Here is a 25268-nt window from a genome sequence, read left to right on the forward strand (position 1 = left end):
TCAACCTGCATTAAATCATCGTGAAAACACCTGTAGCATTTTTTCGTTATTTCTCATTTACTACTACATTATTGCATGATTGAATGATTCTCAATTACATATCCGATGGCGAAATAACAAACGGATAGTGCTTAGTGAGCAACAAGAAACAATTTTCACTCGCGACAATCCGCGAGTTTTTGGGATAAAAGACTAAATGGCTAAGTTCACACCTTCATTCTCAGGAGTCAAAGGTCGGGCGCTCTTTTCACTGCTCTTTGCGGCACCGATGATTCATGCAACAGACACTGTAACGACCAAAGATGGCGAAACCATCACGGTTACCGCGGATGCGAATACCGCAACTGAGGCGACCGACGGTTATCAGCCTCTGAGCACCTCCACGGCGACATTAACCGATATGCCGATGCTGGATATTCCGCAGGTGGTCAATACGGTTAGCGATCAAGTTCTGGAAAATCAGCATGCGACGACGCTGGATGAGGCGCTTTATAACGTCAGTAACGTGGTGCAAACCAATACATTAGGCGGGACTCAGGACGCTTTTGTACGTCGTGGGTTTGGTGCAAACCGGGATGGCTCCATCATGACCAACGGCCTGCGAACCGTACTTCCTCGCAGTTTCAACGCCGCAACAGAACGTGTGGAAGTGCTAAAAGGCCCGGCCTCCACGCTGTATGGCATTCTCGATCCTGGTGGGCTGATTAACGTCGTGACAAAGCGCCCGGAAAAAACGTTCCATGGTTCTGTCTCAGCCACGTCCTCCAGTTTTGGTGGTGGTACAGGGCAACTTGATATCACAGGTCCCATTGAAGGCACTCAACTGGCCTACCGCCTGACGGGGGAAGTGCAGGATGAAGACTACTGGCGGAACTTCGGTAAAGAGCGCAGTACATTTATTGCCCCATCACTCACCTGGTTTGGTGATAATGCAACAGTAACCATGCTCTATTCACATCGGGACTATAAAACGCCATTCGATCGCGGAACAATTTTCGATCTTACGACGAAACAGCCCGTAAACGTTGATCGAAAAATACGTTTCGACGAACCGTTTAATATTACAGATGGTCAGTCCGATCTGGCGCAACTCAACGCAGAATATCATCTCAATAGCCAGTGGACTGCGCGCTTTGATTACAGCTACAGCCAGGATAAATACAGCGATAATCAAGCTCGCGTTACCGCGTATGATGCAACAACAGGAACGCTGACACGGCGTGTTGATGCAACTCAGGGCTCTACTCAGCGCATGCATTCTACTCGTGCGGATCTGCAAGGGAATGTCGATATCGCTGGATTCTATAATGAGATTCTGGGCGGGGTGTCATATGAATATTATGATCTTCTGCGCACAGATATGATTCGCTGTAAAAACGCTAAAGATTTCAATATATACAACCCTGTTTATGGCAATACCAGCAAATGTACAACGGTCTCGGCATCGGACAGTGATCAGACGATCAAACAGGAGAGCTACTCAGCTTATGCTCAGGACGCACTCTATCTGACCGATAACTGGATTGCCGTCGCCGGGATCCGCTATCAGTATTACACGCAGTATGCGGGTAAAGGCCGTCCTTTTAATGTCAATACTGACAGCCGCGATGAGCAATGGACTCCCAAACTGGGGTTGGTCTACAAACTGACGCCATCGGTATCCTTATTTGCCAATTATTCGCAAACATTTATGCCGCAATCGTCAATTGCCAGCTACATTGGCGATCTTCCCCCGGAATCATCTAATGCTTACGAAGTCGGGGCAAAATTCGAGCTGTTCGATGGTATAACCGCAGATATTGCGCTGTTTGATATCCATAAACGCAACGTGTTGTATACCGAAAGTATTGGTGACGAAACCATCGCCAAAACGGCAGGCCGCGTTCGTTCAAGAGGGGTAGAAGTCGACCTTGCGGGAGCATTAACTGAAAATATTAATATTATTGCCAGCTACGGCTATACCGATGCTAAGGTTCTGGAAGATCCTGATTATGCAGGAAAACCATTGCCGAATGTTCCTCGTCATACCGGTTCGCTATTCCTGACCTATGACATTCATAATATGCCTGGCAATAACACGCTGACGTTTGGCGGTGGCGGACATGGCGTAAGCCGTCGTTCAGCAACCAATGGGGCTGACTACTATCTGCCGGGCTATTTCGTTGCCGATGCCTTCGCCGCATATAAAATGAAATTGCAGTATCCGGTCACTCTGCAATTAAACGTCAAAAACCTGTTTGATAAAACGTATTACACCTCTTCCATAGCCACAAATAATCTGGGTAATCAGATTGGCGATCCGCGTGAAGTGCAATTCACGGTGAAAATGGAATTTTGATAAAAAAAGCCCGGTATGTTTACCGGGCTATATTTTATTCTCCTGGCGGGAATTATCAGACCTCAATCTCCGCCATATCACCTTTCTCTTGCAACCAGTTACGGCGGTCTTCCGAGCGTTTCTTCGCCAGCAGCATGTCCATCATCGCGTCAGTACGCTGATCGTCTTCATCATCAATGGTTAACTGCACCAGACGGCGAGTATTCGGATCAAGCGTGGTTTCGCGCAATTGCATCGGATTCATTTCGCCCAGACCTTTAAAACGCTGGACGTTAGGCTTGCCTTTTTTGCGTTTTAACTGCTCAAGCACGCCCTCTTTTTCTTCTTCCGTCAGCGCGTAATAAACCTCTTTCCCGAGGTCAATGCGGTAGAGCGGTGGCAGAGCAACGTAAACGTGGCCGTGTTTCACCAGCGTGCGGAAGTGCTTTACAAACAGTGCGCAAAGCAACGTAGCAATGTGCAGGCCATCGGAGTCCGCATCCGCCAGGATACAGATCTTGCCATAACGCAACTGGCTAAGGTCGGCGCTGTCAGGATCAATACCGATCGCCACAGAAATATCATGCACTTCCTGCGAGGCCAACACTTCATCAGAAGAGACCTCCCAGGTGTTAAGGATCTTACCTTTCAACGGCATGATCGCCTGATATTCACGATCGCGCGCCTGCTTGGCTGATCCACCTGCGGAGTCACCTTCCACGAGGAACAGTTCGGTACGATTGAGATCCTGCGCGGTACAGTCAGCCAGTTTGCCAGGCAACGCCGGGCCACTGGTCAGCTTTTTACGTACCACTTTCTTCGCCGCACGCATACGACGCTGGGCGCTGGAAATCGCCATCTCCGCCAGCAATTCAGCAGCCTGGACGTTCTGGTTCAACCACAGGGTGAACGCATCTTTCACCACGCCAGAAACGAATGCCGCACATTGACGCGAAGAGAGACGTTCTTTGGTCTGCCCGGCAAACTGCGGATCCTGCATTTTTACTGACAGCACATATGCGCAGCGATCCCAGATATCTTCCGCTGACAGTTTCACGCCGCGCGGCAGAATGTTGCGGTATTCACAGAACTCGCGCATCGCGTCCAGCAGGCCCTGACGCAGACCGTTAACGTGCGTCCCGCCCTGCATCGTTGGGATCAGGTTGACGTAGCTTTCGGTCAGCAGTTCGCCACCTTCCGGCAGCCACAAGAGCGCCCAGTCCACCGCTTCGGTATCGCCAGAAAAATTACCGATAAACGGTTTTTCCGGCAGCGTCGGCAAGCCATTTACCGCTTCCGCGAGGTAATCATTCAGACCGTCCTGATAGCACCAGCGTTGTTCGGTATTGTTGATCTCATCTTTAAAAGTGATCTCAACGCCGGGGCACAGTACCGCTTTGGCTTTCAGCACATGCGTAAGGCGCGAAACAGAAAAACGCGGGCTGTCAAAGAAGGTTTCATCCGGCCAGAAATGTACGCTGGTGCCGGTATTGCGTTTACCGCAAGTGCCGACAACCTGCAAATCCTGTACTTTTTCGCCATTTTCAAACGCGATGTTATAAATCTGGCCATCGCGGCGCACGTTGACTTCTACGCGCTTTGACAGGGCGTTAACCACCGAAATCCCCACGCCGTGCAGGCCGCCGGAGAACTGATAGTTTTTATTGGAGAACTTACCACCCGCGTGCAGACGGCAGAGGATCAATTCTACCGCCGGAACACCTTCTTCCGGGTGAATATCCACCGGCATTCCACGGCCATCGTCAATGACCTCCAGCGACTGGTCAGCATGTAAAATAACGTCCACGCGTTTTGCGTGACCGGCCAGTGCTTCATCGACACTGTTATCAATAACTTCTTGCCCCAAATGGTTTGGGCGAGTGGTATCGGTATACATCCCCGGGCGGCGGCGAACCGGCTCAAGCCCGGTGAGTACCTCAATGGCATCAGCGTTATAAGTTTGCGTCATGGTTTAAGTTAGCAATTCGAGTTGATCGTCAGAGATGGTGCAGACCAAGAAAATCGACGATCGGGTTGAAATAATCTTCGAAGCCCGTGAATGCGTGGTTGCCGCCTTCTATTACAGTCTGGCGGCAGGAGGCGTAGTACGCCACCGCCTGGCGGTAATCCAGCACTTCATCTCCCGTCTGTTGCAGCAGCCAGATAAGATCCGGTGCTTCCAGTGGGTCAATCTGCATGACTTTGAGATCGTAAATATGGCGTGACTCTAGCACATATTGCTGCCCGGTGTAGGGGTTCTCGTTCTGGCCGAGATAGTCCGTCAGCAGTTCAAACGGGCGCACAGCCGGGTTTACCACTACCGCTGGCAGCATAAAACATTGCGACAACCAGGTAGCGTAATAACCCCCAAGTGACGAACCAACGATACCCAGCGAATCACCACCATGTTCCAGCACAATGGATTCCAGCAGTTCTGCCGCATCGGAAGGATACGGCGGCAACTGCGGAATAATCATCTCAACGTCAGGGTGATGCTCCGCCAGCCAGTTTTTCAACAAGCTCGCTTTCGCTGAACGCGGCGAACTGTTGAATCCATGCAAATAAAGAAGCGTTGACATCAGTAGCCTTCTGAAGCGGTATCTGGTTGGAAACGAGTGTCCGCCAGGCGGTGCACTTCGGTAGTCAGAGTGCCATCGGCATGGAGTTCCAGCGTACGCCAGCCAGGGGCAATAGTGTCCAGCGTAAAGTTGGAACAGTGTGGTTTAAACTGCACACAGGTTGACGGCGTTGCCAGCAGGCGGCGACCATTCCAGTCGAGATCGAGTTCCTGATGGATATGTCCGCACAACAGATATTTGACGTGCGGAAACTTCACCAGCACGTTATCCAGTTCACCCGCGTTACGCAGACTGTGCTGGTCAAGCCAGCTACAACCCGCAGGCAACGGATGATGGTGCAGCAGCAGCAAAGTATGACGTTCTGGCGCATCGGCCAGTTTACGTTCCAGCCAATCAAGCTGAAACTCGCTCAACTCGCCGTGCGGTACGCCAAACACCTGGCTATCCAGCATCAGGATTTGCCATTGCTCACCAATAAACACACGCTTCGCCGGGGAGATGCCCGCATCCTGTAATGCGCTGTACATCGCAGGCTGGAAATCATGGTTACCCGGCAGCCAGACGCAGGGCGCACGAAAGCTTGCGATGCCTTCTGCAAAGTGCTGATAGGCCGCAGAGGATTGATCCTGTGCCAAATCACCTGTCGCGACAATCAGGTCGAATTCGTGCTGGTGTGGGCGAATCGCCTCCAGCACCGCCTGATAGCTCTCCCAGGTGTTTACCCCCAGCAGGGCTTCGTGCTTTTGTGCAAACAGGTGAGTGTCGGTAATTTGTAAAATCCTGACTCTGGCCTCACCAGCCAGAGGAAGGGTTAACAGGCTTTCCAAATGGTGTCCTTAGGTTTCACGACGCTAATAAACCGGAATCGCCATCGCTCCATGTGCTAAACAGTATCGCAACCAGTCCGCTAAAAACTGATTAATTTGATGCTTTTCGTCGCGTTGATGCAACTTTTTATTAGGATAATCATACCGCGCTTTAAAGCGAAAAATCTGCTGACTTGAACACACTTCAGCCACCATCGCGTCATGATACAGACGCACCGTCATTGACGGAAGGCTCCAGTAACTGATTGCAGGTGCAATCTGTTCAATTGTCACCAGGGTAGTGTATCGGGTCGATTCCACAATCGTTAACCGATATTGTGCGTTTGCCACCTGATAGCTTACAGTTTCGCCGGGTGCGTCATTGCGCGGCAACAAACGGCGCAATTGTGAAAAGTTCATCTCGCACAGGCGCATCATTTCAGGAAAGTCAGGTGTGTAACGCTTCATTTATGCCCACTCATTTTTTAACGCTTGATGATGCAGTTGCAGCCATTGCAAAGCGATGACCGACGCTGCGTTGTCGATTTTCCCCTCTTCTACCCACCGGTATGCCTGTTCCCGGCTTACCACATGAACGCGAATATCTTCGTTTTCATCAGCCAGACCGTGAATACCGCTTGCGGTCGTGGCGTCCACTTCGCCCACCATAATTGACGAACGCTCACTGGTGCCGCCCGGGCTTGCCAGAAAACTTAACACCGGTTTGATCCGTTTGACTATCAGTCCCGCCTCTTCAATCGCTTCGCGACGGGCGACATCTTCTACGCTTTCACCTTCTTCGATCATCCCGGCAACCATTTCCAATAACCAGGGCGTTTCGCTGGTGTCATAGGCGGCAATCCGAATCTGCTCAATCAGCACAACTTCATCGCGTACTGGGTCAAAGGGTAGCAAGACTGCGGCGTGCCCGCGCTCAAAAATTTCCCGCCGGACCTCATGACTCATTTGCCCGTTGAATAGACGATGACGAAATCTATAAAGATCTAATGAAAAAAAGCCGCGATAAAGTGTTTCTCGTGCAATAATTTCTACATCGTTTTTGCCAAATGTAACGGGCAGGTTGTCTGGCTTAAGCATTGTTAATGTCCTGACACTAATAGTGAATTAAATGTGAATTTCAGCGACGTTTGACTGCCGTTTGAGCGGTCATGTGTTAAATTGAGGCACATTAATGCCCTATGGCACGTAACGCCAACCTTTTGCGGTAGCGGCTTCTGCTAGAATCCGCAATAATTTTACAGTTTGATCGCGCTAAATACTGCTTCACCACAAGGAATGCAAATGAAGAAATTGCTCCCCATTCTTATCGGCCTGAGCCTTTCTGGGTTCAGTACGTTGAGCCAGGCCGAGAACCTGATGCAAGTTTATCAGCAAGCACGCCTTAGTAACCCGGAATTGCGTAAGTCTGCCGCCGATCGTGATGCTGCCTTTGAAAAAATTAATGAAGCGCGCAGTCCATTACTGCCACAGCTGGGTTTAGGTGCAGATTACACCTACAGCAACGGCTATCGCGACGCGAACGGCATCAACTCTAACGCGACCAGTGCGTCCCTGCAGTTGACCCAGTCCATTTTCGATATGTCGAAATGGCGTGCGCTGACCTTGCAGGAAAAAGCGGCCGGAATTCAGGACGTCACTTACCAGACCGATCAACAAACTCTGATCCTCAACACCGCGACCGCTTATTTCAACGTGTTGAATGCGATTGACGTTCTTTCCTATACCCAGGCGCAAAAAGAAGCGATCTACCGTCAGTTAGATCAAACCACCCAACGTTTTAACGTGGGTCTGGTGGCGATCACCGACGTGCAGAACGCCCGCGCACAGTACGATACCGTGCTGGCAAACGAAGTGACCGCACGTAACAATCTCGACAATGCCGTTGAGCAACTGCGTCAGATCACTGGTAATTACTACCCGGAACTGGCGGCGCTGAATGTTGAAAACTTTAAAACCGACAAACCACAGCCGGTGAACACTCTGCTGAAAGAAGCTGAAAAGCGTAACCTGTCGCTGTTACAGGCACGTTTGAGCCAGGACCTGGCACGCGAGCAAATTCGCCAGGCGCAGGATGGTCACTTACCGACTCTGGATTTAACGGCCTCTACCGGAATTTCTGACACCTCCTACAGTGGTTCGAAAACCCGTGGTGCGACCGCAGGCCAGTATGACGACAGCAATATGGGCCAGAACAAAGTGGGCCTGAGCTTCTCGCTGCCGATTTATCAGGGCGGAATGGTTAACTCGCAGGTGAAACAGGCGCAGTACAACTTCGTGGGTGCCAGCGAGCAACTGGAAAGCGCACACCGTAGCGTCGTGCAAACCGTGCGTTCCTCCTTCAACAACATTAATGCATCTATCAGTAGCATTAACGCTTACAAACAAGCCGTTATTTCCGCCCAAAGCTCATTAGACGCGATGGAAGCTGGTTACTCGGTCGGTACGCGTACCATTGTTGATGTATTGGACGCCACCACGACGCTGTACAACGCCAAGCAAGAACTGGCGAATGCACGTTATAACTACCTGATTAACCAGTTGAATATTAAATCAGCTCTGGGTACGTTGAACGAGCAGGACCTGCTGGCATTGAACAATGCGCTGAGCAAACCGGTTTCCACTAACCCGGAAAACGTCGCGCCGCAAACGCCGGAACAAAATGCTATCGCTGATGGTTATGCACCTGATAGCCCGGCACCAGCCGTTCAGCAGGTATCCGCACGCACTTCCACCAGTAACGGTCATAACCCTTTCCGTAACTGATGACAACGACGGGGCTTCGGCCCCGTCTGAACGTAAGGCAACGTAAAGATATGGGTTATCTGCCGCATTCTTCCCCCTTCTCGCTTCAATTTCGACCAGCCATCCTCTATTCTGATGGGTATTTACCACTGGTCCCGGAAGACAAAAATGAAACGGACAAAATCCATACGCCACGCATCGTTCCGCAAAAACTGGAGCGCACGCCATCTGACACCTGTCGCTCTTGCTGTTGCCACTGTTTTTATGCTGGCGGGCTGTGAAAAGAGTGATGAGACCGTGTCTCTGTATCAGAACGCTGATGATTGTTCAGCCGCAAACCCAGGCAAAAGCGCAGAATGCACCACCGCGTACAACAATGCGCTGAAAGAAGCCGAACGTACCGCGCCGAAATACGCCACCCGTGAAGACTGTGTTGCCGAATTTGGCGAAGGTCAATGCCAGCAGGCACCTGCCCAGGCAGGCATGGCACCAGAAAACCAGGCGCAGGCCCAGCAATCCAGCGGAAGCTTCTGGATGCCGCTAATGGCAGGTTACATGATGGGTCGTCTGATGGGCGGCGGAGCGGGTTTTGCACAGCAACCGCTGTTCTCCTCAAAGAACCCTGCCAGCCCGGCTTACGGTAAATATACCGACGCAACCGGTAAAAACTATGGCGCAGCCCAGCCAGGCCGCACCATGACCGTACCGAAAACAGCAATGGCACCAAAACCAGCGACCACCACCACCGTTACCCGCGGCGGCTTTGGCGAGTCTGTTGCCAAACAAAGCACCATGCAGCGTAGCGCAACCGGCACCTCTTCTCGTTCAATGGGTGGTTAATACCGATGGAAAGAGTCAGTATTACCGAGCGCCCGGACTGGCGCGAAAAAGCCCACGAATACGGTTTCAATTTTCACACCATGTACGGCGAGCCGTACTGGTGTGAAGATGCCTACTACAAGTTGACCCTCGCCCAGGTTGAAAAACTGGAAGAAGTTACCGCCGAACTGCACCAGATGTGCCTGAAAGTGGTGGAAAAAGTGATCGCCAGCGATGAGCTGATGACCAAATTCCGCATTCCAAAGCATACCTGGAGCTTTGTACGTCAGTCATGGCTGACCCACCAGCCGTCGCTTTATTCACGTCTTGATCTGGCGTGGGACGGTACAGGCGAACCTAAGTTACTGGAAAATAACGCTGATACGCCAACATCACTGTATGAAGCAGCGTTCTTTCAGTGGCTCTGGCTGGAAGATCAGCTTAACGCTGGCAACCTGCCGGAAGGCAGCGATCAGTTTAATAGCCTGCAAGAAAAGCTGATTGATCGCTTTGCCGAGCTACGTGAACAGTATGGCTTTCAGTTGCTGCATCTCACCTGCTGTCGCGACACGGTGGAAGATCGCGGCACTATTCAGTATTTGCAGGACTGCGCGACCGAAGCTGAAATCGCTACCGAGTTTCTGTATATCGACGATATCGGTTTAGGTGAAAAAGGTCAGTTCACGGATTTACAGGATCAGGTCATCGCTAACCTGTTCAAACTATATCCGTGGGAATTTATGCTGCGCGAAATGTTCTCTACCAAGCTGGAAGATGCTGGCGTACGCTGGCTGGAACCGGCGTGGAAGAGCATTATCTCCAACAAGGCGCTTCTGCCACTGCTGTGGGAGATGTTCCCGAATCACCCGAACCTGTTGCCCGCTTATTTTGCGGAAGATGATCATCCGCAAATGGAAAAATATGTGGTTAAGCCGATCTTCTCACGTGAAGGTGCAAACGTGTCGATCATTGAGAACGGTAAAACCATTGAAGCGGCGGAAGGCCCGTATGGCGAAGAAGGAATGATTGTTCAGCAATTCCATCCGCTGCCGAAATTTGGCGACAGCTATATGCTGATTGGAAGCTGGCTGGTGAACGATCAACCTGCCGGAATTGGCATTCGTGAAGACCGTGCATTGATCACCCAGGATATGTCTCGCTTCTACCCCCATATTTTTGTTGAATAATACTGCTTAAAATTGCCCCGATAACCGGGGCAATTCATTATTAATCCGCAATTCATAACTCCAATCAATATATAACCACATACATCTCTACATTTTATTTAACATTAATAATCAATCTAATGTTAAATCGTCATATACAGACGGTTTTGTAATTAAAACAAGTAAAGAAATCACAATACAAGTCACTGATATTCCTTAAATATTTTGTTTTTATCACATTAAAATTTGATTTAATAATAAAAAAAACAATGCCGCAGAGATCACACTACACAATATTGAATATTGTTATTGATATATCGCCACCCTACTATCCATTAAAGATAAATATTCATTTCAGAGAATGACAATATATTAAAAAACAACAAAAACATTCTCACTATTTATTTAACCTGCATCTTCATTCATAAAATGAATTTATTAGTCCTATCTCAACAGTCGATATTCATCATTATTATATATTTGCGTTATATAAGGAGATATATCCATGTTTGATAAATACAGAAAAACACTGGTAGCCGGAACTGTGGCATTAGCTCTGGGTTTATCTGCAACTGGCGTGATGGCTGCGGGTTTTAAACCAGCGCCACCAGCCGGGCAACTCGGTGCTGTCATCGTTGATCCCTACGGTAATGCACCTCTGACCGCTGTGGTTAATTTAGACAGTCACGTCATTTCAGACGTCAAAGTTACCGTCCACGGTAAGGGCGAAAAAGGCGTTGAAATCAGCTATCCCGTGGGTCAGGAGTCACTAAAAACTTATGATGGCATACCGATTTTTGGTCTTTATCAGAAATTTGCAAACAAAGTGACCGTTGAATGGAAAGAAAACGGCAAAGCCATGAAAGATGACTACGTGGTGCAGACTTCAGCCATCGTCAACAATTACATGGATAACCGCTCCATCTCCGATCTACAGCAGACCAAAGTTGTTAAAGTCGCCCCCGGTTTTGAAGACCGCCTCTATCTGGTTAATACCCATACCTTTACCGCACAAGGTTCCGATCTCCACTGGCACGGCGAAAAAGATAAAAATGCCGGTATCCTCGATGCAGGCCCGGCAACCGGTGCACTGCCTTTTGATATCGCCCCCTTTACCTTCATTGTCGATACCGAAGGTGAATATCGCTGGTGGCTGGATCAAGACACCTTCTATGATGGCCGTGACCGCAACATCAACAAACGTGGTTATCTGATGGGTATCCGCGAAACACCGCGTGGCACCTTTACCGCAGTACAAGGCCAGCACTGGTATGAGTTCGACATGATGGGCCAGGTGCTGGAAGATCACAAACTGCCGCGTGGATTCGCTGACGCTACCCATGAATCCATTGAGACGCCTAACGGCACGGTACTGCTGCGCGTAGGCAAGAGCAACTACCGTCGCGATGATGGCATACACGTCACGACCATTCGTGATCACATTCTTGAAGTCGATAAATCGGGTCGCGTTGTCGATGTATGGGATCTGACAAAGATCCTTGATCCGAAACGTGATGCTCTGCTTGGCGCACTGGATGCCGGCGCAGTTTGCGTTAACGTTGATCTGGCCCACGCGGGTCAGCAGGCAAAACTGGAACCGGATACACCGTTCGGTGACGCTCTGGGTGTAGGACCAGGCCGTAACTGGGCGCACGTTAACTCCATCGCATATGACGCCAAAGATGACTCAATTATTCTCTCCTCTCGTCATCAGGGCGTAGTGAAGATTGGTCGTGATAAGCAAGTGAAATGGATCCTTGCACCATCCAAAGGCTGGGAAAAACCGCTGGCCAGCAAACTGCTGAAACCTGTGGATGCCAATGGTAAACCTATCGCCTGTAACGAAAATGGCTTATGTGAAAACTCGGATTTCGACTTCACCTACACCCAACATACCGCATGGATCTCCAGCAAAGGTACGCTCACTATCTTTGATAATGGCGACGGTCGCCATCTGGAACAGCCCGCCTTACCGACCATGAAATATTCACGCTTCGTGGAATATAAGATTGATGAGAAGAAAGGTACTGTTCAGCAAGTTTGGGAATACGGTAAAGAACGCGGTTACGATTTCTATAGCCCAATCACCTCCATCATCGAATATCAGGCCGACCGTAACACCATGTTCGGCTTCGGCGGTTCCATTCATCTGTTCGACGTCGGTCAGCCTACCGTCGGTAAGTTGAACGAAATCGACTACAAAACCAAAGAAGTGAAAGTGGAAATCGACGTGCTGTCTGATAAACCCAACCAAACTCACTATCGCGCGCTGTTAGTCCATCCAAAACAGATGTTTAAATAATTAAGAAGGGAATAAAAATGTCGAAATTAGGGATCTCATCACTGCTTAAAAGCGTGCTACTTACCGCTACCCTGGCGGTTTCATTTACTGCTTCCGCCTTCACCGAAGGCACGGATTATATGGTTCTGGAAAAACCCATTCCGAACGCCGACAAAACGCTGATCAAGGTTTTCAGCTATGCCTGCCCGTTCTGCTACAAATATGACAAAGCAGTTACCGGCCCGGTATCGGAGAAAGTGAAGGATGTCGTCGCTTTTACCCCATTCCATCTGGAAACCAAAGGTGAATACGGTAAGCAGGCAAGCGAAGTCTTTGCAGTATTGATTAATAAAGATAAAGCGGCCGGCATTTCTTTATTTGATGCTAACTCGCAGTTTAAGAAAGCCAAGTTTGCTTACTACGCGGCTTATCACGACAAAAAAGAACGCTGGTCTGACGGTAAAGATCCGGCTGCTTTTATCAAAACCGGTCTGGATGCCGCAGGTATGAGCCAGGCGGATTTTGACGCCGCACTGAAAGAGCCTGCGGTACAGGAAACACTGGAAAAATGGAAAGCGGCCTATGACGTAGCCAAAATTCAGGGCGTTCCGGCCTATGTCGTCAATGGTAAATACTTGATCTATACCAAGAGCATTAAATCTATCGACGCTATGGCAGACCTTATCCGTGAGTTAGCAAGCAAATAACAGGGAAACAGGCTATGGGTATTAAGGGAATGTGGAAAGACCTTAGCACTTCACCGGTGAACACGCTGGTAAGATGGCAGGAACAACGCTTTTTATGGTTGTTAATGGCTGTTGCGATGGGCGCGCTGATTATCCTGGCGCACTCTTTCTTCCAGATCTATCTCTACATGGCACCCTGTGAGCAGTGTGTTTACATTCGCTACGCCATGTTTGTGATGGTTATTGGTGGATTGGTTGCGGCGATTAATCCGAAGAATATCGTCCTTAAGTTGATTGGCTGTGTGATGGCCTTTTACGGCAGCATTATGGGACTGAAGTTTTCGCTCAAACTGAACGATATCCATCATGCAGTGCATAACCCGGATCCCGATTCACTGTTTGGCGTACAGGGTTGCTCGACCGATCCCACTTTTCCCTTTAATCTGCCGCTGGCACAATGGGCTCCAAACTGGTTCAAGCCTACCGGGGATTGCGGCTATGATGCGCCAATCGTTTCTGATGGCGTCACACTGAGCAGTATGCAGCAGTGGTTTGTGGAGATGTATCAGCAATCTGAAGGTTGGTATCTGCTACCTCCGTGGCACTTTATGAACATGGCACAGGCCTGTATGTTGGCTTTTGGTCTCTGTTTGTTGCTGCTACTGGTGATGAGCGGTGCGTGGGGACTTAACCTGCTGAGAAAGTAAGGTAATGCAAACCGAAGCCAACAATTTGGCTTCGGTTTTCTTCATCTATTAACCTACCTGCACCGATAGCATACTTAAACTCCCCATTTCTATGCCATCGACTGGAATGGTAATTGCCTCTTGCCCATCCCATGCGCCTAAAATATACAAAAGCGGTAGATAGTGTTCCGGTGTTGGGTTCGATAACGCCCCGCCCTCATGGTCCAGGTAGTTCACCAGAGGATGCTGTTCCACTGGCCCTTGCCACGTTAAATTCGCTTTCACATACTCATTGAACGACATCGCCCACGGATACGGTGAGCTGTCGCCATGCCATTTTACTGTGCGAAGGTTATGCACCACGTTGCCGCTGGCGACTAACATTATTCCTTCATCGCGCAGCGCCGCCAGTTTACGCCCCATTTCGAAATGCCAGGCGATGGGTTTAGTACTATCGATACTCAACTGCACCATCGGAATATCAGCTTGCGGATACATCTTAATCAGCACGCCCCACGAACCGTGATCAAAACCCCAGGCTTCTTGATCCAACGTGACAGGGACTGGCGCTAACAATTCAACCAGACGTTGCGCCAATACTGGCGATCCTGGAGCCGGGTAATGAGTGTCGTAAAGCGCCTGCGGAAAGCCACCAAAGTCATGAATAGTGGGCGGCGCTTCCATCGCAGTAACTCCTGTTCCCCGGGTAAACCAGTGAGCCGAAACCACAACAATCGCTTTCGGGCGCGGTAACGTCATCCCCAACTTGTACCAGCTACGGGTATATAGATTATCTTCCAGCACGTTCATCGGGCTACCGTGACCTAAAAACAATGCTGGCATACGTGTTGAAGACATGATGATATCCTTAACTAAAGGTGTCATTTTGATATCCTCACAATACGCTTGTTCGGCGGAGTAAGAACCCGGATAACAATGATGATCATCATCAGTTATTTTGAAGATCCGCCTGAAGGTGAAGATTTATAAGGAGTAGTCGATGTCAGTACCTCTCATTCTGACCATACTGGCGGGGGCAGCCACGTTTATTGGCGCGTTTCTCGGCGTTCTCGGGCAAAAACCCTCGAACCGGCTACTGGCGTTTTCGCTAGGATTTGCAGCGGGGATCATGTTGCTTATCTCATTGATGGAGATGCTACCTGCCGCATTAGCCGCTGAAGGGATGTCCCCTGTTCTGGGCTATGGGATGTTTATCTTTGGTCTGCTGGGCTATTTTGGTCTGGACCGTATGTTACCGCATGCGCATCCGCAGGATTTAATGCAAAAATCGGTGCAACCGTTACCAAAATCGATCAAGCGTACTGCCATTCTGCTCACTCTTGGCATCAGTCTGCATAACTTCCCGGAAGGTATCGCTACCTTTGTAACGGCAAGCAGCAATCTGGAACTGGGCTTTGGCATCGCGCTGGCCGTTGCATTACACAATATTCCTGAAGGTCTGGCAGTGGCGGGTCCTGTTTATGCAGCTACGGGGTCAAAACGAACAGCGATTCTGTGGGCGGGAATTTCTGGGCTGGCGGAAATACTCGGCGGCATTCTGGCGTGGTTGATCCTCGGCAGCATGATTTCACCCGTCGTTATGGCGGCAATTATGGCGGCGGTGGCTGGGATTATGGTGGCGCTCTCTGTTGACGAATTAATGCCGTTAGCGAAAGAGATAGACCCCAATAATAACCCGAGCTATGGCGTGCTATGCGGAATGTCAGTGATGGGATTCAGTTTAGTGCTGCTACAAACGGCAGGAATTGGCTAAAAACAATTTCAGATGTTGTCCTGTACATGGACAACATCTGCTGGCTCCCATAAAGCCCTATTCTAGCTTTTCGGCCGTCTCTTCTCTCGTACTGTTTAAGTATTTGTTTCGCGCTTCCAGCAGTGCGTCTCTATCCTGGCGAAAAGCCCGACAATAACGTTTCAAATGCAGGAAATAACCCACTACAACCAGCGCAATCAATACAATCCAGTACCAGGCGATAAACATCCTTTTTACCCTTAATATTTAACAATACTAAACATTTGGCGCATAAATTTCACATACCCTTTTCGGATATATTCATATGGTCGCATAATAACGGAACAAATATATGATTTTGATCATAATGAAAAAGGTTGGCTGATATCAGTGAAATTTTTTCATAGAAAAAGAGGGGATATTTACATTCCGTCAGGTGAAGACAAAATAAAACCGAAGCCTGCTACCGCTTCGGTTTCTTTGATTATCGCGCCAGTTTAAGCAGCCGTTTTCAGCTAGCTTTACGCTCATGCGCCTGCCGATACGCCACCAAATCTTCAATGGTGACCAGCGCCATATTGTGTTTATTGGCAAATTCAATGCATTCTGGCGCACGCGCCATAGTGCCATCATCATTAGTCAATTCACACAGCACACCTGCTGGTTTAAAGCCTGCCAGCGTCACCAGATCGATAGTCGCTTCAGTATGACCACCGCGAGTCAGTACACCACCCGCCTGTGCACGCAATGGAAATACGTGACCCGGACGATTGAGGTCAGAGGGTTTCGCATCATCGGCAATGGCGGCACGAACGGTCGTAATACGATCAGCAGCAGAAACACCGGTAGTCACACCTTCAGCAGCTTCAATGGTTACGGTAAAACCGGTGCCATAGGCACTGGTGTTATTTTCTACCATCATTGGCAGATCAAGTTGTTTACGGCGATCCTCGGTAATGCACAGGCACACAATACCGCTACCGTGGCGGATGGTCAGCGCCATCTGCTCAACGGTCATGGTTTCTGCCGGGAAGATCATATCGCCTTCGTTTTCACGGTCTTCGTCATCAAGCACCATTACACCGCGTCCTTCACGCAGCGCAGCCAGTGCATTTTCAACACGTTCGAAAGGCGTACCAAAAGAGGAAAGTAGCGTCTGATTCATGGTAAAAAAACCTCACTAAAATTATGGTTACCAGAATCAGGGCAGTCTTAGGAGTGGCGGCATACAGCCAAAATAACGTGAGCGGGTCCATGCCCGACAGAATCGTTACTCTCTCCCATCCGGACTTTAACCGTCGGCCCCGGAATTACACCGGATCTGCTGTCCTTTGAGTTTGCACCCAAAGCGCTCGCGGGCTTTCAACTATGTTGATTTACCGCCGGTGGGGAATTTCGCCCCGCCCTGAGAATAAGCGAGATCACTATAACGCTAATGGCTAGCGGCAGCAACGCTGCAGGTTCACATAATTCTGGTTTATGCCTGTCTCTTATCGCACTACAATGTTACTCAATACCTATCAGTTCAGGGAAACTACAATGATTGACCCGAAAAAAATTGAGCAAATCGCTCGCCAGGTTCACGAATCGATGCCTAAAGGAATCAGGGAGTTCGGGGAAGATGTGGAGAAGAAAATCCGCCAAACCCTACAAGCGCAGTTGACGCGTCTCGATCTGGTAAGCCGTGAAGAATTCGACGTTCAGACGCAGGTCTTGTTACGGACTCGTGAGAAACTGGCATTGCTGGAACAGCGCATCAGTGAACTGGAAACACGCTGCACCCCGACAGCAGAAACTCAATCTCCACCAGCTATCCCACCAGTTGATAAGCCTGAATAAAATAAACAAAAACGGGCCAAATGGCCCGTAATATCAATGTTCTAATTCCAGTTCTCTTGGCTGTGTCATCTGCTGGCAATACCATGCATAGCGGGCGCAAAACCAGGTTCGATGTTCTTCATCCATATTACCGGTGACGGCCAGAATATCGACCGGGCGGCCTTCAGTATGCATTCTGGCAAAACTACGCGCCAGGAAATCGAAATTATTTAAAGAATTAAGACTATGATCCATAAGCACATCCTCCGGTTATCGCATACCTTTTAAGGCTATATGCTTTTTCTGATTTCAGTATTCCTTAATCAGTGTAGTGCCTTTAAACATAACGTGCGTAAATATATTGTTTCGGATCACACTTTTTATCGAAAAATAAAAAATAACATTAATGGACTTCCCCTTTTAAAACATCACTAACACATGTTATTATTAGCAAAGGCAAATGTAAGAAAGGAAACAATACCATTGTAAACAATGCGTCACTGAATGGACGATGGAGTGACAGATGATTTTATTTACCGACTATAACGCACCTTATCTTTTTGCTATTTCCTTTGTACTATTGATCGGTTTGTTGGAAATTATTGCCATTATCTGTGGCCATATGCTCTCCGGCGCTCTTGATGCACATCTTGATCATTACGATTCCATAACCACAGGTAATATTAGCCAGGCACTTCATTATCTCAATATTGGAAAACTGCCAGCCCTCGTCGTCCTCTGTCTGTTGGCAGGCTTTTTTGGCCTCATTGGCATTCTTCTTCAGCATGTCTGTGTCATGCTCTGGCAAACACCACTCCCAAACCTGTTCGTAGTTCCAGTTAGTTTACTGCTCACAATTATCATGGTGCATTATACCGGCAAGGTGATTGCGCCCTGGATCCCTCGCGACCATAGTACTGCCATTACAGAAGAAGAATATATTGGCTGCATGGCATTAATTACTGGTCATCAGGCCTCTTCCGGAAAACCCTGTGAAGGAAAACTCACTGATCAATTTGGTCAAATACACTATTTATTACTGGAACCCGAAAAAGGGATATTCTTCAATAAAGGCGATAAAGTATTAATTATTTGTCGACTTTCTACAACGCGGTATTTGGCTGAAAAAAATCCCTGGCCAAACATATTGTAATTATTTAATTAAAAGGAAATTTAATAATGGATGATATTGTCAACTTAGTTCCGTCATGGATGTTCACCGCGATTGTTGCCGTATGCATTCTATTTATTATCGGTATTATTTTCGCGCGGCTTTATCGTCGGGCATCCGCCGAGCAGGCATTTGTCCGTACCGGATTAGGCGGGCAAAAAGTAGTCATGAGCGGCGGCGCAATTGTTATGCCTATCTTCCATGAAATAATCCCCATCAATATGAATACATTGAAACTGGAAGTCAGTCGCTCGACAATTGATAGTCTGATCACGAAAGACCGTATGCGCGTCGATGTGGTTGTCGCTTTCTTTGTGCGCGTAAAACCTTCAGTTGAAGGAATTGCCACCGCAGCTCAGACGCTGGGGCAACGCACTCTGTCGCCTGAAGATTTACGTATGCTGGTCGAAGATAAATTCGTCGATGCCCTACGTGCGACAGCGGCACAAATGACGATGCATGAGTTGCAAGATACGCGCGAAAACTTCGTTCAGGGAGTGCAAAATACCGTTGCAGAAGACTTATCGAAAAACGGCCTGGAACTGGAAAGCGTGTCACTCACCAACTTTAACCAGACCTCCAAAGAACATTTCAACCCGAATAATGCCTTTGACGCTGAGGGTTTGACCAAGCTGACCTAGGAAACAGAACGTCGCCGCCGCGAACGTAACGAGGTTGAACAAGATGTAGAAGTTGCGGTTCGTGAAAAAAACCGTGATGCGCTGTCGCGGAAGCTGGAAATTGAACAGCAAGAAGCGTTTATGACCCTTGAGCAGGAGCAGCAGGTGAAAACCCGCACTGCCGAGCAGAACGCAAAAATTGCTGCTTTTGAAGCTGAACGTCGGCGTGAAGCAGAGCAAACGCGTATTCTTGCTGAACGTCAGATTCAGGAAACCGAAATCGACCGCGAGCAGGCCGTCCGCTCCAGAAAAGTTGAGGCTGAACGTGAAGTTCGCATTAAAGAAATCGAACAGCAACAAGTCACCGAAATCGCCAACCAAACGAAATCGATCGCCATTGCGGCCAAATCGGAACAACAATCGCAGGCAGAAGCCCGTGCCAACCTGGCTTTAGCAGAAGCAGTAAGCGCCCAGCAAAACGTAGAAACGACACGTCAGACCGCCGAAGCTGACCGTGCCAAGCAGGTAGCGCTGATTGCAGCAGCACAGGATGCGGAAACCAAAGCAGTTGAACTGACCGTGCGGGCGAAAGCAGAGAAAGAAGCTGCAGAAATGCAGGCGGCAGCCATTGTTGAGTTAGCCGAAGCTACGCGTAAAAAAGGCCTGGCAGAAGCAGAAGCGCAACGAGCGTTGAACGACGCCATCAACGTACTTTCTGACGAACAAACCAGCCTTAAATTCAAGCTGGCACTATTGCAGTCTCTGCCTGCTGTAATCGAGAAATCCGTTGAGCCGATGAAGTCTATTGACGGTATCAAGATTATTCAGGTCGATGGCTTAAATCGTGGCGGCGCTGCGGGTGATGCGACATCAGGCAGCGTTGGCGGAGGAAACCTGGCGGAGCAGGCATTATCAGCCGCTCTTTCTTACCGTACACAGGCACCGCTTATTGACTCTCTACTTAATGAAATCGGTGTTTCAGGCGGTTCGCTGGCGGCACTGACTTCACCATTGGCTTCATCGATTCCCGTCGCAGATAAAGTAGAATAAATCTTCTTATATTCACATCCCTGGCTCAAAAAGCCGGGGATTTTTTATATCTACGTTCCAGCAAAAAGTGCAAATGATCAGGCTGTTGCAGCGTTTTGCGTGACCGCTCGGGGAAGACCAAACTGCATCAGAGAAAGCATTGTGCGGGGTCTGTCACTCATCAACACTCGGAGAGTCAGTAAGGGGCTGAAACAGAAAAGCCCCTCCCAAGGAAGGGGCCTTATAGAAGGAAAGGGTTATGATGAAGTTCGTCATCATACTGGTTGTGTTGTTACTGTTAAGTTTCCCGACTTACTAACAACTCATCAGAGGGAGAGAAATCCTCCCTTACCCTTGTTCCTTTACCTTAGGTTGAAAAAACAACAGCGCCAATAGATCTACCTGGCACGAAGCGAGATCTGCGAACCGCTTTCCAGTTAGCCTTTTTTATCCTGTTGGATCTTCTTGATGATGTTGGTTGTCGAGCAACCATCTTCGAAGTTGAGCACCAGCACTTCACCGCCGTTGGCCCAGACTTCTTTACTCCCGGCGATCTCTTCCGGTTTATAGTCGCCGCCTTTTACCAGCAGATCCGGCAGGATCCCGGCGATCAGGCGCTGCGGCGTATCTTCTTCAAATGATACCACCCAGTCGACCGCTTCCAGTGCGCCCAGTACAATCATGCGCTGTTCGAGCGGATTAACCGGACGAGAATCCCCTTTCAGCCGTTTAGTGGAGGCATCGCTGTTCACGGCGACAATCAAGCGATCGCCCAGTTTACGGGCATTTGCCAGATAGGAGACGTGCCCGGCATGCAAAATATCGAAGACGCCGTTGGTCATCACCACTTTTTCACCGCGTTTACGCGCCGCGGCTACAGCCAGCTTCAGTTCTTCTTCAGTCATCACGCCAAAGCCGGTGTCCGCACGTCCACGTACTGCGTTTTCCAGCTCGATCGGTGAAACCGTGGACGTCCCCAATTTACCGACAACAACGCCTGCTGCCGCATTCGCAAAGAAGCAAGCTTCTTCCAGTGAATTACCCGCAGCCAGCGTTGCCGCCAGCACGCCAATCACCGTATCGCCTGCGCCAGTTACGTCATAAACTTCCTGCGCCTGAGTTGGCATATGCAGCGGCGCTTTCCCCGGTTGCAGCAGTGTCATCCCTTGTTCAGAACGGGTTACCAGCAGCGCAGAGAGTTCATAATCGGCAATCAGTTTCATGCCGCGTTCAACAATCTCTTCTTCGGTCTTACATTTACCAACAACAGCTTCAAATTCAGAGAGATTCGGCGTCAGCAGTGTAGCGCCACGGTAACGTTCAAAATCAGTACCTTTTGGATCAATCAGCACCGGAACGCCCGCTTTACGCGCTAATTGGATCATATGCTGTACGCTTGCCAGCGCGCCTTTGGCGTAGTCAGAAAGCACCAGCGCGCCAATCGAACCCAGCGCCTGATTAATCCGCTCGTGCAGTGGCTGCGGATCGACGCCTTCGAAACCTTCTTCAAAGTCCAGGCGGATAAGCTGTTGGTTACGGGAAAGCACCCGCAGTTTGGTAATGGTTGGATGCGTCGGCACAGAAACGAAGTCGCATTTTACGTTCACGTCCGCCAGTGATTTACTGAGCGCGCGCGCCGCATCATCAATACCTGTCAGCCCAACCAGACGCGCGTTAGCACCGAGAGAAGCGATGTTCATCGCCACGTTGGCTGCGCCGCCCGGACGTTCTTCAATGGTATTGACCTTAACCACAGGCACCGGCGCTTCCGGCGAAATACGACTGGTGGGGCCGTACCAGTAACGATCCAGCATCACATCACCAACCACCATCACTCCAGCACGTTCAAACTCTGGCAGCGTTACTTTCATTCCTGTCTCCTGAGAGATTCAAAATTTGCGCGCGATAATATCACACTTCATTCCTCCACCAGCCACTTCTGCCAGCTTGCCCGCACCAGTTCACGCTCTGCGGTGAAGCACTCATCCGGCACATGGCCCGGCAACTCCTGTAACGCCAGGTGGTGAAGTTCATCGCGAAGCGTAGTGTAAGCACGGGTTAGCGCCATCGCTTCCCGCTCTTCCATAATGTCGTTTTGCGCCAGCAGTTCCAGAATGCGCACATTGTCTGACCAGCGCGTTAACTTTGGTTTTTCATGAGCGTAGCGCAACACCAGATATTGGGTAATAAATTCGATATCGGTAATTCCGCCCTCATCGGCTTTGATATCAAAGCGATCGCGATGTTTATTGCCGAGATGAGCGCGCATTTTCTCGCGCATTTCCCGCACTTCCGTTTGTAGGTTTTTACCTTCACGCGGCAGTGTCATAATTTCCTGACGCACCGCGTCGAATTGCGCTGTCAGTTGTGGATCGCCATACACCACACGCGCACGCACCAACGCCTGATGCTCCCACGTCCAGGCCTCGTTTTTCTGATAATCGGCAAACGCTTCTGTGGAGGTAACCAGCATTCCCGCCGCTCCGGACGGGCGCAGCCGCGCATCCACTTCATACAAAATGCCGGAAGAAGTACGTGTGCTGAACAGGTGCATAATGCGTTGCGCCAGACGCAGATAAAACTGCCGTCCGTCGATTTCCCGATCGCCGTCGGTCATTACATCCATCGGGCAATCGTGCAGGAAGATCAGATCAAGATCAGAACTGTAGCCTAACTCCCAGCCCCCCAGCTTACCGTAGCCGACCACCGCAAAACCGCGGCCTTCGCGTTCACTCAGGTGATTCGGTTTACCATAGCGGGCAACCATTTGTCCCCATGCTTGCTGTACCACAGCATCGATCATCGCCTCCGCCAGCCAGGTTAAGTGATCGCTCACTTTCATCACTGGCAGCGTTCCGGCAATATCCGCGGCAGCAATACGTAACAACTGTGCCTGTTTAAATTGACGCAACGCCTCAAGCTGTTGTTCTTCATCATCTTCTGGCACGCGCAGCAAATACTGGCGCAGTTCATCACGATATGCATCAGTCGCCGTCGGCTGGTAGAGCGTGTTCGGATCGAGCAGTTCATCCAGCAATAATGGATAACGCGCCAGTTGGCTGGCAATCATCGGAGATGCAGCGCACAGCGAAATCAAATGTTTAAGCGCCGCCGGAAATTCACTGAGCAACTCAAGATAAGTGGTACGAGTGACAATCCCCACCAACAAGGCGGTAATACGCGACAGCGTGACGGCGGCATCTTCACGCCCACAAACGTCACTCAGCAGATGCGGCATCAGATGGTCGAGTACCTGACGTCCGCGCGGCCCGATGGTACGTTTGTCTAACTCTTTACGGAAATCGGCAATCAGCGCCAGCACTTGTTTGCGATCATCCTCGCTAAGATGCGCCAACACCGGCGTGGTGTCATCTTCCTGCAACGCATCCTGCCACAACTCACGCCACTGCTCCGATAGCGACTCTTCCTGAGTTTCGCTTTCGTCATCGCCAATCAGTTCGTTAAATACCCGGCGCACATTGGTCATATGTCCGATCAGCGCTCCGGTCAGTTGCAACCAGTCAGCGAAATCCATCGCCCACGCCAGCCGCGCACGGTTAAGCTCATCGGCTGGGAGCGTCTGGGTTTGTTCATCATTAATGCTTTGCAGCAAGTTTTCCAGACGACGCAGAAACAGATATGCCACTCGCAATTGTTCGGCATCGTTTTCAGAAAGCAGATGCAGCGCGGCAATGGCGCTGAGTGTTGGCAGTAAAGAGCGTGATTGCAGCGACGGTTCGCGCCCACCGCGAATGAGCTGAAACACCTGGACGATAAATTCAATTTCACGAATGCCACCGGCACCAAGTTTGATGTTGTCAGTAAGGCCACGACGGCGGACTTCACGGGCAATCATCCCTTTCATGTTGCGTAGCGACTGGATCACGCTGAAATCGATGTAACGGCGGAAAACAAACGGACGCAGCATCGAACGCAATTCGTTAGCATAAACGCCATCGCTATCGCCCATAATCCGCGCCTTGACCATCGCGTAACGCTCCCAGTCACGCCCCTGTTCCTGGTAATAATCTTCCAGCGCCGCGAAACTCAGCACCAGCGGGCCACTTTCACCAAACGGGCGCAGCCGCATATCCACGCGATAGACAAAGCCATCTTGCGTCGGTTGATCCAGCACTTTAATCAGCCGCTGGCCCATGCGGGTAAAGAACTGAGCATTATCCAGTTCGCGGCGTCCTCCCTGCGTGCAACCATGTTCCGGCCAGGCAAAAATCAGATCGATATCCGAGGAGAAATTCAGTTCTCCACCACCCAGCTTACCCATGCCTAAAATCAGCAGCGGTTGCGCTTCGCCCTGCGCATTACACGGCGTTCCCCATTCGCGGCAGCAGGCGTCATACAGCCAGTCACGCGCCGCGACAATCAGCGTCTCCGCCAAATGGCTGAGTTGCTGCAAAATGTTCTCTTCCGCAACCAGCGCCAGTATTTGCGCCCAGGCAATACGCACCATAATGCGCCGACGGAACAGCCGCAGTTCGCGCATTAAGCTGGCTTCATCGTTTACATCACTGAGCGCCTTCTGTAACCATGCAGCGTAATGCTGCCATTCGTCGGCCTGCGGTGGTTCGCTTTCCAGTTCCACCAACCACTCTGGATGCGCAATCACACTGTCCTGCACAAAATCACTGAAGGTAAGTACTGACTTCGCCTGTGAGCTAAGTGATTCCTCGGCTAAAGGCGCTGGCAGCCGCTCAACAACGGTCTGCCAGTACTGCTGTAACGGTGAAGAGAGCGGCTTCATACGCGATTTTATCCT

At 49.9% G+C, this 25268-nt stretch carries 22 protein-coding genes, 1 pseudogene and 1 riboswitch; of the genes and pseudogenes, 12 read left to right on the top strand and 11 right to left on the bottom strand.

What is annotated here, in order from left to right:
- Positions 1-196: 196 nt before the first annotated feature.
- On the top strand, positions 197-2338 hold the full coding sequence (locus A1WG_RS16070) for a TonB-dependent siderophore receptor (protein ID WP_001051713.1): 2142 nt from the start codon (positions 197-199) through the stop codon (positions 2336-2338).
- A 55-nt stretch (positions 2339-2393) separates the two neighbouring features.
- On the opposite strand, the gene parE is transcribed toward A1WG_RS16070, so the two are convergent.
- The 5 genes from parE to nudF are packed head-to-tail and all read right to left on the bottom strand — an operon-like array spanning position 2394 to position 6800.
- On the bottom strand, positions 2394-4286 hold the full coding sequence (gene parE / locus A1WG_RS16065; protein ID WP_000195279.1) for a DNA topoisomerase IV subunit B: 1893 nt from the start codon (positions 4284-4286) through the stop codon (positions 2394-2396).
- Positions 4287-4314: 28 nt separating this feature from the next.
- Positions 4315-4896: an esterase YqiA gene (yqiA, locus tag A1WG_RS16060; protein ID WP_000105733.1), complete on the bottom strand. Its 582-nt coding sequence runs from the start codon at positions 4894-4896 to the stop codon at positions 4315-4317.
- Complete coding sequence (cpdA, locus tag A1WG_RS16055) at positions 4896-5723, bottom strand: 3',5'-cyclic-AMP phosphodiesterase (RefSeq protein WP_000444754.1); 828 nt, start codon at positions 5721-5723, stop codon at positions 4896-4898. The genes yqiA and cpdA overlap by 1 nt, the downstream gene beginning before the upstream one ends.
- 24 nt (positions 5724-5747) lie before the next feature.
- A complete protein-coding gene (locus A1WG_RS16050; RefSeq protein WP_000833390.1) occupies positions 5748-6170 on the bottom strand; it encodes a DUF1249 family protein in 423 nt (140 codons plus the stop codon).
- Positions 6171-6800: an ADP-ribose diphosphatase gene (nudF, locus tag A1WG_RS16045; RefSeq protein WP_000917113.1), complete on the bottom strand. Its 630-nt coding sequence runs from the start codon at positions 6798-6800 to the stop codon at positions 6171-6173. It lies immediately after the preceding gene.
- Between the two features lie 204 nt (positions 6801-7004).
- Between nudF and tolC the strand changes: the two genes are divergently transcribed.
- The 6 genes from tolC (at position 7005) to dsbI (ending at position 14124) form a co-directional block, all read left to right on the top strand.
- A complete protein-coding gene (gene tolC, locus A1WG_RS16040; protein ID WP_000735302.1) occupies positions 7005-8486 on the top strand; it encodes an outer membrane channel protein TolC in 1482 nt (493 codons plus the stop codon).
- Between the two features lie 147 nt (positions 8487-8633).
- Positions 8634-9305: a DUF1190 family protein gene (locus A1WG_RS16035; protein WP_000831543.1), complete on the top strand. Its 672-nt coding sequence runs from the start codon at positions 8634-8636 to the stop codon at positions 9303-9305.
- A gap of 5 nt (positions 9306-9310) precedes the next feature.
- Positions 9311-10471, top strand: a complete 1161-nt coding sequence (locus tag A1WG_RS16030; RefSeq protein ID WP_000442874.1) for a glutathionylspermidine synthase family protein — start codon at positions 9311-9313, stop codon at positions 10469-10471.
- A gap of 484 nt (positions 10472-10955) precedes the next feature.
- Positions 10956-12752: an aryl-sulfate sulfotransferase gene (locus A1WG_RS16025; RefSeq protein WP_001517112.1), complete on the top strand. Its 1797-nt coding sequence runs from the start codon at positions 10956-10958 to the stop codon at positions 12750-12752.
- 17 nt (positions 12753-12769) lie between these two features.
- The gene (locus A1WG_RS16020) at positions 12770-13438 is read left to right on the top strand and encodes a thiol:disulfide interchange protein DsbA/DsbL (protein ID WP_000040026.1); all 669 of its coding nucleotides are present in this window, start codon (positions 12770-12772) and stop codon (positions 13436-13438) included.
- 14 nt (positions 13439-13452) lie between these two features.
- Positions 13453-14124, top strand: coding sequence for a protein-disulfide oxidoreductase DsbI (gene dsbI / locus A1WG_RS16015; RefSeq protein ID WP_016242547.1), 672 nt, complete (start codon positions 13453-13455; stop codon positions 14122-14124).
- A 48-nt stretch (positions 14125-14172) separates the two neighbouring features.
- Here the strand turns inward: dsbI and ygiD are convergent, their stop codons facing one another.
- Entirely contained in the window at positions 14173-14961 is a 789-nt protein-coding gene (ygiD, locus tag A1WG_RS16010) for a 4,5-DOPA-extradiol-dioxygenase (RefSeq protein ID WP_010378843.1), read from the bottom strand.
- Positions 14962-15103: 142 nt separating this feature from the next.
- On the opposite strand from ygiD, the gene zupT reads away from it, so the two are divergent.
- Positions 15104-15877, top strand: a complete 774-nt coding sequence (gene zupT / locus A1WG_RS16005) for a zinc transporter ZupT (protein WP_000115865.1) — start codon at positions 15104-15106, stop codon at positions 15875-15877.
- Positions 15878-15934: 57 nt separating this feature from the next.
- Here the strand turns inward: zupT and yqiD are convergent, their stop codons facing one another.
- Positions 15935-16105 carry a protein YqiD gene (yqiD, locus tag A1WG_RS25260; RefSeq protein ID WP_000469265.1) on the bottom strand — a complete coding sequence of 57 codons (171 nt, stop codon included), beginning with the start codon at positions 16103-16105 and terminating at the stop codon, positions 15935-15937.
- A gap of 262 nt (positions 16106-16367) precedes the next feature.
- Positions 16368-17021: a 3,4-dihydroxy-2-butanone-4-phosphate synthase gene (gene ribB / locus A1WG_RS15995; protein WP_001076995.1), complete on the bottom strand. Its 654-nt coding sequence runs from the start codon at positions 17019-17021 to the stop codon at positions 16368-16370.
- Between the two features lie 103 nt (positions 17022-17124).
- Positions 17125-17273, bottom strand: a riboswitch (FMN riboswitch).
- A 122-nt stretch (positions 17274-17395) separates the two neighbouring features.
- Here ribB and ubiK point away from each other — a divergent pair.
- Positions 17396-17695: a ubiquinone biosynthesis accessory factor UbiK gene (gene ubiK / locus A1WG_RS15990; RefSeq protein WP_001517114.1), complete on the top strand. Its 300-nt coding sequence runs from the start codon at positions 17396-17398 to the stop codon at positions 17693-17695.
- Between the two features lie 33 nt (positions 17696-17728).
- On the opposite strand, the gene glgS is transcribed toward ubiK, so the two are convergent.
- The gene (glgS, locus tag A1WG_RS15985) at positions 17729-17929 is read right to left on the bottom strand and encodes a cell surface composition regulator GlgS (protein WP_001517115.1); all 201 of its coding nucleotides are present in this window, start codon (positions 17927-17929) and stop codon (positions 17729-17731) included.
- A 268-nt stretch (positions 17930-18197) separates the two neighbouring features.
- On the opposite strand from glgS, the gene A1WG_RS15980 reads away from it, so the two are divergent.
- The 3 genes and pseudogenes from A1WG_RS15980 (at position 18198) to ibsE (ending at position 20813) form a co-directional block, all read left to right on the top strand.
- Positions 18198-18827 (top strand): OB-fold-containig protein, encoded by a 630-nt coding sequence (locus A1WG_RS15980; RefSeq protein WP_001517116.1) that lies wholly within the window; start codon positions 18198-18200, stop codon positions 18825-18827.
- A gap of 26 nt (positions 18828-18853) precedes the next feature.
- Positions 18854-20515 (top strand): annotated as a pseudogene (locus A1WG_RS0121540) (flotillin family protein).
- Positions 20516-20753: 238 nt separating this feature from the next.
- A complete protein-coding gene (ibsE, locus tag A1WG_RS24490; RefSeq protein ID WP_001387082.1) occupies positions 20754-20813 on the top strand; it encodes a type I toxin-antitoxin system Ibs family toxin in 60 nt (19 codons plus the stop codon).
- Between the two features lie 118 nt (positions 20814-20931).
- Here the strand turns inward: ibsE and hldE are convergent, their stop codons facing one another.
- Together hldE and glnE are read right to left on the bottom strand one after the other, a co-directional pair.
- Positions 20932-22365, bottom strand: a complete 1434-nt coding sequence (gene hldE, locus A1WG_RS15975) for a bifunctional D-glycero-beta-D-manno-heptose-7-phosphate kinase/D-glycero-beta-D-manno-heptose 1-phosphate adenylyltransferase HldE (protein ID WP_001517119.1) — start codon at positions 22363-22365, stop codon at positions 20932-20934.
- A 47-nt stretch (positions 22366-22412) separates the two neighbouring features.
- Positions 22413-25253, bottom strand: coding sequence for a bifunctional [glutamate--ammonia ligase]-adenylyl-L-tyrosine phosphorylase/[glutamate--ammonia-ligase] adenylyltransferase (gene glnE, locus A1WG_RS15970; RefSeq protein ID WP_001517120.1), 2841 nt, complete (start codon positions 25251-25253; stop codon positions 22413-22415).
- Positions 25254-25268: the final 15 nt, after the last annotated feature.

Source organism: Escherichia sp. KTE96, from assembly GCF_000408525.1.
Taxonomy (GTDB): Bacteria; Pseudomonadota; Gammaproteobacteria; order Enterobacterales; family Enterobacteriaceae; genus Escherichia; species Escherichia marmotae.

Bases quoted from the DNA above. Each gene is read 5' to 3' on its own strand.
- zupT (WP_000115865.1), top strand. From the start codon at position 15,104: ATGTCAGTACCTCTCATTCTGACCATACTGGCGGGGGCAGCCACGTTT.
- A1WG_RS16050 (WP_000833390.1), bottom strand. From the start codon at position 6,170: ATGAAGCGTTACACACCTGACTTTCCTGAAATGATGCGCCTGTGCGAG.
- A1WG_RS16035 (WP_000831543.1), top strand. From the start codon at position 8,634: ATGAAACGGACAAAATCCATACGCCACGCATCGTTCCGCAAAAACTGG.
- ubiK (WP_001517114.1), top strand. From the start codon at position 17,396: ATGATTGACCCGAAAAAAATTGAGCAAATCGCTCGCCAGGTTCACGAA.
- A1WG_RS15980 (WP_001517116.1), top strand. From the start codon at position 18,198: ATGATTTTATTTACCGACTATAACGCACCTTATCTTTTTGCTATTTCC.
- A1WG_RS16070 (WP_001051713.1), top strand. From the start codon at position 197: ATGGCTAAGTTCACACCTTCATTCTCAGGAGTCAAAGGTCGGGCGCTC.
- tolC (WP_000735302.1), top strand. From the start codon at position 7,005: ATGAAGAAATTGCTCCCCATTCTTATCGGCCTGAGCCTTTCTGGGTTC.
- dsbI (WP_016242547.1), top strand. From the start codon at position 13,453: ATGGGTATTAAGGGAATGTGGAAAGACCTTAGCACTTCACCGGTGAAC.
- yqiD (WP_000469265.1), bottom strand. From the start codon at position 16,105: ATGTTTATCGCCTGGTACTGGATTGTATTGATTGCGCTGGTTGTAGTG.
- ygiD (WP_010378843.1), bottom strand. From the start codon at position 14,961: ATGTCTTCAACACGTATGCCAGCATTGTTTTTAGGTCACGGTAGCCCG.
- hldE (WP_001517119.1), bottom strand. From the start codon at position 22,365: ATGAAAGTAACGCTGCCAGAGTTTGAACGTGCTGGAGTGATGGTGGTT.
- A1WG_RS16025 (WP_001517112.1), top strand. From the start codon at position 10,956: ATGTTTGATAAATACAGAAAAACACTGGTAGCCGGAACTGTGGCATTA.
- parE (WP_000195279.1), bottom strand. From the start codon at position 4,286: ATGACGCAAACTTATAACGCTGATGCCATTGAGGTACTCACCGGGCTT.
- nudF (WP_000917113.1), bottom strand. From the start codon at position 6,800: ATGCTTAAGCCAGACAACCTGCCCGTTACATTTGGCAAAAACGATGTA.
- ribB (WP_001076995.1), bottom strand. From the start codon at position 17,021: ATGAATCAGACGCTACTTTCCTCTTTTGGTACGCCTTTCGAACGTGTT.
- glnE (WP_001517120.1), bottom strand. From the start codon at position 25,253: ATGAAGCCGCTCTCTTCACCGTTACAGCAGTACTGGCAGACCGTTGTT.
- A1WG_RS16030 (WP_000442874.1), top strand. From the start codon at position 9,311: ATGGAAAGAGTCAGTATTACCGAGCGCCCGGACTGGCGCGAAAAAGCC.
- yqiA (WP_000105733.1), bottom strand. From the start codon at position 4,896: ATGTCAACGCTTCTTTATTTGCATGGATTCAACAGTTCGCCGCGTTCA.
- A1WG_RS16020 (WP_000040026.1), top strand. From the start codon at position 12,770: ATGTCGAAATTAGGGATCTCATCACTGCTTAAAAGCGTGCTACTTACC.
- glgS (WP_001517115.1), bottom strand. From the start codon at position 17,929: ATGGATCATAGTCTTAATTCTTTAAATAATTTCGATTTCCTGGCGCGT.